The 8,042-nt window shown below is 36.5% G+C and carries 6 protein-coding genes; 2 read left to right on the plus strand and 4 right to left on the minus strand.

Annotated features, from left to right (window positions below):
- Positions 1-311: 311 nt before the first annotated feature.
- Together BP621_RS10245 and BP621_RS10250 are read right to left on the minus strand one after the other, a co-directional pair.
- Complete coding sequence (locus tag BP621_RS10245) at positions 312-1,259, minus strand: LppY/LpqO family protein (RefSeq protein WP_292389597.1); 948 nt, start codon at positions 1,257-1,259, stop codon at positions 312-314.
- Positions 1,260-1,404: 145 nt separating this feature from the next.
- Positions 1,405-3,951, minus strand: coding sequence for a cation-translocating P-type ATPase (locus BP621_RS10250; RefSeq protein WP_292389598.1), 2,547 nt, complete (start codon positions 3,949-3,951; stop codon positions 1,405-1,407).
- Between the two features lie 419 nt (positions 3,952-4,370).
- On the opposite strand from BP621_RS10250, the gene BP621_RS10255 reads away from it, so the two are divergent.
- Together BP621_RS10255 and BP621_RS10260 are read left to right on the plus strand one after the other, a co-directional pair.
- The gene (locus tag BP621_RS10255; protein WP_292389600.1) at positions 4,371-4,946 is read left to right on the plus strand and encodes a tyrosine-type recombinase/integrase; all 576 of its coding nucleotides are present in this window, start codon (positions 4,371-4,373) and stop codon (positions 4,944-4,946) included.
- Between the two features lie 78 nt (positions 4,947-5,024).
- On the plus strand, positions 5,025-5,147 hold the full coding sequence (locus BP621_RS10260; protein WP_292389602.1) for a hypothetical protein: 123 nt from the start codon (positions 5,025-5,027) through the stop codon (positions 5,145-5,147).
- A 34-nt stretch (positions 5,148-5,181) separates the two neighbouring features.
- On the opposite strand, the gene BP621_RS10265 is transcribed toward BP621_RS10260, so the two are convergent.
- Together BP621_RS10265 and BP621_RS10270 are read right to left on the minus strand one after the other, a co-directional pair.
- Positions 5,182-5,859, minus strand: coding sequence for a tetrahydromethanopterin S-methyltransferase subunit A (locus BP621_RS10265; protein WP_292389605.1), 678 nt, complete (start codon positions 5,857-5,859; stop codon positions 5,182-5,184).
- A 610-nt stretch (positions 5,860-6,469) separates the two neighbouring features.
- A complete protein-coding gene (locus BP621_RS10270) occupies positions 6,470-7,696 on the minus strand; it encodes a Cdc6/Cdc18 family protein (RefSeq protein ID WP_292389607.1) in 1,227 nt (408 codons plus the stop codon).
- Between the last annotated feature and the right edge of the window lie 346 nt (positions 7,697-8,042).

The raw sequence follows: 8,042 nt of genomic DNA on the forward strand, positions 1-8,042 counted from the left end.
TAGGAATACACTTGTTTACTCCGACTACGGCACCATTAAATGCAAAAAAACTATATAAAACACATAGGCACTTTTCTCGATGTCTAATGATATCGATTTTAAGCTTAAAAAAGTGTTACTAAATGAAAAATATAAATGCCTTTTATAAAGAACAGGCTATGCAACTATAGGAACCATTGGTCAAATGGGAGTTTACCAAATAATAAAAAGTCTTGAAATAATTTTGAATTTCAAGACAGCTTATCAGTTATTCACCTCAAGGTTAAACTTAATTTATCATAGAGTGCCCAATAGGAAGTTTAAGATATGTTTTAGCTTCCGATAGTGCTATTTGTCTCATTAAGAGCTTCGCGCATAATACTTGCAATCTCTGTAGCATTTCCCGTCGCCCAGCAGTGCAAATAGAATAGTCTGGGCTGCTCGGTTATCATATGGCTGTGCAGGGCTGTGATCTCAATACCTTTATTTGATAGAGTCTGCATTACAGGCTCCACTTCGTTTTCTTCTAGTACAAGTTCGCCGATAACTGCCGCATTGCTATTCCCGATAGGCTGGAAATGTATCAAGGTTGAAACGTCCATAGCCGGGGATAGTACATAGCCGTTCATGCGTATTTTATCGGCTCTAGGTATATCAAAGCCATAATCTCCTCCTTCGGTAGAGCCTTTTTCCCCGAAAATCTTATCGAGTTTGGTAGTATTAATGCCTTCATTAAGGAAGCTCTCTTCACTTTTAGCAGGAGGTTTTCCGTTAACATAATCAGTAATACTGCGGATTTTCTTGGCCATATCTGTAGAATCGCCATAACCGTGTATGTGCATCCACAATATATGTGGTGACAGTCGTAGCAGATGGTTATGTAATGCAGTTATCTGGAATCCTGACTGAAGAACCATCTTTGTCACGTTTTTGACTTCCGTCTCCGTAAGCCCGATTTCACCAACCATCATTGTCTTGTTTCCGACTCTCATAAAATCGAAATCATGAGTTCGGTCAGAGGCAGTATTCAGTGGTATTCCGTCGAGTGTTACCTTTTCACCCATTGGTATGCTAAATGTAATGGCATCATTAGGTTTAAGCTCGCTTTTTACGCCCATGGTCTTTTCTGTTGATGCCCAGTAACTGTCACTAACATTCTTGTCATCCGAACTGTTTACCGTTTCAGTATGCGGAGCTTTTGCTGAAATTTCACCAACTATCGCTACACACAGTAATAAAGCGATGAATGCAGTAGCTAATTTAATAGTCTTTTTACTCATCTCATACATCCCCCATTAGAGTACAAAGAATTAATAAATATATAACTCAAAATTTATAAATCTATACGCATACTTTATGATGCTTATATATATTCTACAATGTAAACGGTTTAAAAAAACGAGGTGCTCAACCAATTCAAAATCCTTAACGTATGATTTCATCCGTTTCTCGACGTGCTTCCATTCTGATCATTTTCTTGACCTCTATCCAAAAAGTTGTGACTATTACCATTATCAGAATAATTCCCCATACCGAAAACGGGAGAAAAGTAGTCTTCAAGTATGGGAACACAACGGGAATATTTGTCATTGTTACGGTCAGTACAATCATTCCGGCAAGCCATAATGATGCGAAACGGTTTGAAAAAATACCCTGTTTCAGGAGAGGAAGCTTTCTTTGCTTCATATTTAGTGCAAGGCAGATATGTCCAAGTAGCCAGGTTGAGAACGCTGCAGTCTGTGCAAGGACAAGATCATCTGTCTGGAAATATAAGAAAACATAAAGAACAGTTATTCCTAATGCGAGTCCGATACCATTTACAAAAATTTTTTCCAATATAGTTGATTTCAAGTATTCTTGAACATTTTCTGGCATACGTTGGAGCAAATTAGGTTCTTTCTGCTCAGTAACGAATATTGTTGAAGAAGCAAGATCCATCAGCAGCTCAATTATAATTATGTGAATTGGATTAAGAGGAAAAGGAATTCCAAGTATTAAGGGAATCAGGAAAATTGAAAGCAGTATTGCTTTAGCGGTAAGATAGTATGTAAGTCCTTTCTGGAAATTGTCCAGAGATTTCCTGCCATTTGTTATTGCTTCTGGAATGTGAACATAATTGTCATCAGTTAACACAAGATCGGCACTTTCTTTTGCGAGGTCAGTACCCATTTTCCCCATCGCTATGCCTACATCAGCTGATTTTATTGCAGCGGCATCATTTATGCCATCCCCAATCATAGCAACTTTTTCCCCATCGGCTTGGAAGGCCTTTATCAGCTGAAGCTTCTGGAGTGGAGCAACTCGTGCAAATACCCTAGTTTTCTTTACTACTGCCCTAAGCTCGTCGTCTTTTAGGCGTTCGATCTGATCGCCAGTTACTACTTCTCCGCTTAATCCAATTTTTTCTGCGACTGCTTTAGCAGTACCCGGGTGATCCCCAGTAACAATAACCGTTGTTACTCCAGCCAATTCAAGTGAAGTTATGGCTTCTTTCACGCCTTCCCGAACTGGATCTGTCAATATTGCAAGAGCAACGAAATCCAGATCTGTTAGCCTGTCAGTCTCTAGTTTGTCTAAAAAGCGCACAGCATAAGCAACTACACGTTCTCCGGCAGCAGTTTCTTTTTCTAAAATCTCAAGCAATTTCTCCTTTTCTTTTTGGGGAAGGTTTGAACTGTTGATAAGTATTTCAGGTTTTCCTGCTATCGCATGGAGAAAGCTGTTGTCTTTTTTGTATACAAGTATACGCCAAGGCTGCCCTCTAGCAAAACCAATGAATATATCAGGATGAATTTTTTTACCTTGAGTTCCGCCAAGTGCTTCAAAAACCGCCTCGTCTGTAGGATCCCTAGAATGCTCTGGAAGCGATAGAAGAACTTTTTCTTTCACAACGGATTGTTCTGATGATTTTTCTAATTCATTCCCATCAGCAGAAATAAGTTTTTCAAGGCGTATTTTGTTTTCTGTTACAGTTCCCGTTTTATCTGTTACTACAACAGTTACGAAACCAAGTGTTTCCGTACCTCTCAAACGTTTTGTTATAATATTTTCTTTTGCAAGTTCAAAGGAAGCCAGTGCAAGTGCCATCGTAATTATAATTGGTGGCTGTCCTGGAACCATCAGAAATGTCAAAGCTAACCAAGTAATAACCATTTGCTGAAAATCCTGACCTCTCAATACTCCTATGCCAGGTACTATAAGACTAACTGCAAATGCAACGACTGCAAGCATTTTTGCCAGATTTATCATGGTAATTTGCAGATAGGTGTTTTCTTTTTTTGTTATTTGTACTTCTTTTGCAATTTTGCCAAATTCACTTTTCTCTCCAACAGCAGTAACAAGCACAATTCCTTCACCATCAAGGACGACGGTGCCCGAAAATACGGAGTTAGTTCTCTCCGTAAGTGGCGCTTCTTCCGGAACCTCAGATTCAGCATCTTTCCTTACAGAATTTGATTCGCCTGTTAATGTGGATTCATCAACAACCAAGCCTTTGCTTTCAATGATTCGACCATCAGCAGGAACACGAACTCCTGAGGATAAAACAATTAGATCCCCAACTACGAGCTCAGATGATGCTATCTCTGATTTATTTCCTGCTCTGATAACAGTTAATGTTGGTTGTGCCAGTGCTTTTAGTTGCTTGAGGGTACGATCGGTTCTTGCTTTATTAATCAACTCTATGAAAACATAAGCAAGGACGACAAAAACCATTACAGCGGCTTCTAAAAATTTGGAGAATATCAAGGAAAGAACTGCTATAGAAAGAAGAAGCAGCATCATGGGTGATTTAATTCCTTCAATAAGAAGAGAAAAAGTACTGGAAGGTTTGAGTTCAGCAAAGGTATTTTTACCAAATCTCTCAGCATTTTTTGGAACCTGTGTTTCTGAAAGACCTATTTTTATGTTAGTATTGTAAAAATTTGCAAGATCTGAGATTGGACAAGCCCACCATTTCGACATATCTGCCATCCACCCACCAATAATACGAATATGCTAGACTAATATAAAGATCCTTTTTATTTCGGTTCTGTGTAGTCTATGAGGGTTGAGATAAATCTTCGGTACGCTCTAGGGTCAGTTCGAAGGTCAACCCTTATAGATTACACAATACCTGATGAAGCTTGTATCTGCAAAAAACAAACAAATTAGACAAACTGTTGACTTTTTCAGTTTTGTGTATGTTGAAACCTAAAGGTTTACATCATGTTCAAATTTTAAAAACTGTACATTTTTGTAAAAATTTAATTTGCAGGATGCTTCGATATACGAACCTTTTTGCCATAGAATGTTCGTATTTTAGGAGAAAATCTCTCATTTTTCTATCAATTTTTAGAATATTCCTCAAAAAAATACGAACTTTTTAATATTTTGTTCGTATATCACATCTCATGGATAATGGACTTGTTACCTCTGATGGGACAAAGGTTCTCACAGTTGCGGAATATGACCAATTTGTTAATTTCATTCCAATGAAGTTCAGGCCTATTTTTGAAGTCAATACAATTACAGGCCTTCGGTACGTGGAGCTTCAAAGGTTACACGAGCATGAAGAATGGTACTATACTGAAAGAAACCAGATTATCCTTCCTAAAGAGGCACAGAGGAAAGTAAAACAAAAACTTGTTAAGAGGACCATAGACAAATTACCGGCTACATTTCCCTATCTTTTCAAGGCTTTCCTAGAGTGCAAGAAACCACCAGCACGTAATACCTGGTTTGAGAACCTTGAAAGATGGAGCTACAAAGCTGGTATTATTCCAAAGGTCAATCCAAAGACTCCTAGGAAAACAATTGAAAGTTGGATGTTGAAAGCAGGAATACCAGAAATTGAAATATACAGCAGGCAAGGACACGACCCTATTACCAGTCTTAGACATTACCAGAGTCTTTCTTTTACAGATTACGAAATGAGGGACATAGAAAAGAGGCTCATAGAATGGGGAATTCTTAGAGGGAAAATTTGAATGGCTTAATAAAAATACTAAATTGTTCCAAAATATATAAATAGAGTGTGATCTGCTAATATTGGATGGAGATCACAAATGGAAAACAAGATAGAAGAAGTCGAGAGGGATTATATAGAATTCAGGAAAGAAATGGAAGAGGAAGAAAATAAAGAGAGTAAAAACCAGCATAAAAAACCAGATGATGGAAGATATTCGTGAATTAAATTAACAAGTCAGCCCTACAAGTCAGCCCTTATTCTTTTTTGCCTTTCGCTATTGACCGCTCTATTTGCTCTTTAATTTTCTTCACTCTCTCACTTTCCTTCTCATCTGCCGGTTCAATCCATGGTTGAGTGATACGCCGTGTTATCCTGCCGCTGAGAGGAGGTTCAGGGTAAGCTCCTAGATCGTAAAGGGAATAACCGTGGAAATTCACTGGCTCTTCCTGATAACACGACCACACAGCTTGTCTAATTATTTCTGGATCTCCCTTAAATTGAAGATCGATTAGGGTAACTTGCTTTCGGAAGCGTTCGATGAACTCCATCGGCAAATTGAATAGAAAAGGATGGGGCGAATCTGTTCCAATAATACGCTTTTTTTCATCAACGCCGTTTGAAAACAAAGCCTTCATAGCTTCTCCGGTTAGATGCCCAGGGGATTCTGGTCCCCCGAGAATTAGGTAACGAATATTCGGATTAGCAACGATATTGCATATTATCTTCTCAAATCCAATATTCTCTGTTTGCACCGTTCCAGCAAGCGCCGCTCCACTTTCTATCCCAGCTCGTACAAGCTTTTCAACTTCAGGTGGAATCTTGTCGGCATCAGTTTTCAAAATAACCGCAATGGCAACAGGAGAAAAATCATTTCCTCTTAGATACCTGCCTTCCTCTGGAGGATAATCTGGATGTGGACTTACCTTTAACATGTTATTCCCCATTTCCTTTATGATATACAATATTATACTTACTTGTTATAAATGTGTGTAAAATGGATTTACATTTACAGTAGCTGTCAAAGAGATTTCAACGAGTTGGTATTAAAGCAGATTAAAGTTTGAGAAATAAATTGGGTTCCGTTGCAAAAAATCTGATTATTTTACAAAATCAATGAAAACATTCACAATTAGGAGAATTAATAATTATCTTTGCCTAAAAGATAGTACATAAAAGTATCAATTATATCCTCAAAGTATAAAAAAAATATTTTTGCAACGGAACCAAATTTCCTAATTGTGAATGTTTACACTGATTTTAACAAAGCCAGATTTTTTGCAACGGAACCGGTTTTCTTTCTCTTATCATAAATTTTCATCTTGATTTCCGATATACCTATATCTCATTTCCTAAGAACTCCAATGTTGGTATTTTTAGATAATTTTTTGATTATGCTTTAATTAAATATATATAGTATTATTTGTATAACATAACACTAGGATATTAAAGAGTTAATGTTTTAGAACATTAAAGAGAAAGCAAATTCCTGCCACAGAATTCTATGGTTTCTTAGGAAATTAGATATATACATATTCTGTTTTCTCACCTACAAAATACACTTGGGTGATAATTCTTTACTTCCTCTATTCTCTCATCTTTATATAGCATTTGAAGTGCCTGTTCTTTTGATGTAATCTTCGTAATTACTTTCTTTCTTCCTTTTATTCCTCTGAAATCATTGAACCCTTCTAAAATTCCAAGCTGATTAAGTTCCGAAATAAGATCTGTAACTCGTCTTTGTGTAAGTACATTTATATCAATTTCATAAGCAAGCTTTTTGTACACCTCGTAAATGTTTGCCGTTATATTTTCCTGTGGGGAATCATACACATAAATACAAGCCAACAAGACCGCTTTAGACTGAGTTGAAAGTGTCTTGATAACCTCGATGGCTCTATCTACTTCTATTTTTGCACAAGAATCTTTTACATCTTGTTCTACTAAAGTTGATTCATTACGAGCTTCTGCTAGTTCTCCTGCTACTCTCAATAGGTCAATGGCTCTTCTAACATCTCCATAATCCTGAGCAGCATAGGCGGCGCATAAGTCAATAACCATTTCCGGTACAACATTAGGCTGAAATGCCATCTCAGTTCTAGCTCTCAGAATATCTGCAAGCTGCGTTGCATCATAAGGCTTTATTATCAAATCATTTTCACAGAGCACGCTTTTCAGGTGAGGTGGGAAACGATCTCTCAATTTTAAATCATTTGTTATTCCTATGATAGTTGGAAATTGCCCTGAAGCCTCAGATTCAGTTCTGATTATTTTATTAATCATTTCGGGCTTGTCGGCTTTGTCTAACTCGTCTAATACTATTATTATAATTCCCTGATAGTGATTTATCAGGTACTTGAGGTATTCATTGTGTTTATCTGTAGAATTCCCTATAATCCTTCGAGGTTCGTCTGACGGGATCTCCTGAACAAGTTTTTGTAAAATAGCATGTTCAGTTTTTATCTCATCACAGTTAATATTGATAACACAGAGGTCAATACCTCTTTTTTTAACTTCCTGCTTCACTAAGTCTAAAACAAGTTTTGTAATCAGAGTTTTTCCAAGTCCGGGTTTTCCATATATGAAAATGTTATTAGGTGACACTCCCACAAATATATCTTTTAAATATTCAAAGTAAATTCTTATTTCTTCGTCTCTGTGAAGAATATCATCTATTCCTTTTAGGGTATAGTTAGGTTTCAGTACCTGCTTATTTTTGAATAAGCGAGAACTTGACGCAATTATTTCTTCCAATGTGTATTTCTGTGCCACTTTTATATCTCATTAAAATTTATTATACATTATATGGTTAGGAAGCATATAAAACTTACTTTGTTTCCTAAGAAAACATTCTAATTACTGCATATGAATTTCTTAGGAAATGGGATATATATACAAGTCATAAAAGAATACTTTAGTTATGTTTTATCTTGGTAATAATTTATATAATTATCAAAAATAGTTATTACCAAGATATTCAATTGTATTCTTAAGAAATGCAATATCTGTTCTAAGTTTTTCGAAGAATTCCAGTTCCGTTGCAAAAAATCAGAGCATTTTACAAAATCGTTGAAAACCTTCACAATAAGGTAATTTTTCACAATAAGGTAATTTGAGT

It is taken from the genome of Methanosarcina sp. UBA5 (genome assembly GCF_002505485.1).
In the GTDB taxonomy this organism is placed as follows: Archaea; Halobacteriota; Methanosarcinia; order Methanosarcinales; family Methanosarcinaceae; genus Methanosarcina.

What these genes read in the sequence shown, in the direction of transcription:
- BP621_RS10265 (WP_292389605.1), bottom strand. Translation starts at nt 5,859, where the DNA reads ATGTTAAAGGTAAGTCCACATCCAGATTATCCTCCAGAGGAAGGCAGG.
- BP621_RS10250 (WP_292389598.1), bottom strand. Translation starts at nt 3,951, where the DNA reads ATGGCAGATATGTCGAAATGGTGGGCTTGTCCAATCTCAGATCTTGCA.
- BP621_RS10245 (WP_292389597.1), bottom strand. Translation starts at nt 1,259, where the DNA reads ATGAGTAAAAAGACTATTAAATTAGCTACTGCATTCATCGCTTTATTA.
- BP621_RS10260 (WP_292389602.1), top strand. Translation starts at nt 5,025, where the DNA reads ATGGAAAACAAGATAGAAGAAGTCGAGAGGGATTATATAGAATTCAGG.
- BP621_RS10255 (WP_292389600.1), top strand. Translation starts at nt 4,371, where the DNA reads ATGGATAATGGACTTGTTACCTCTGATGGGACAAAGGTTCTCACAGTT.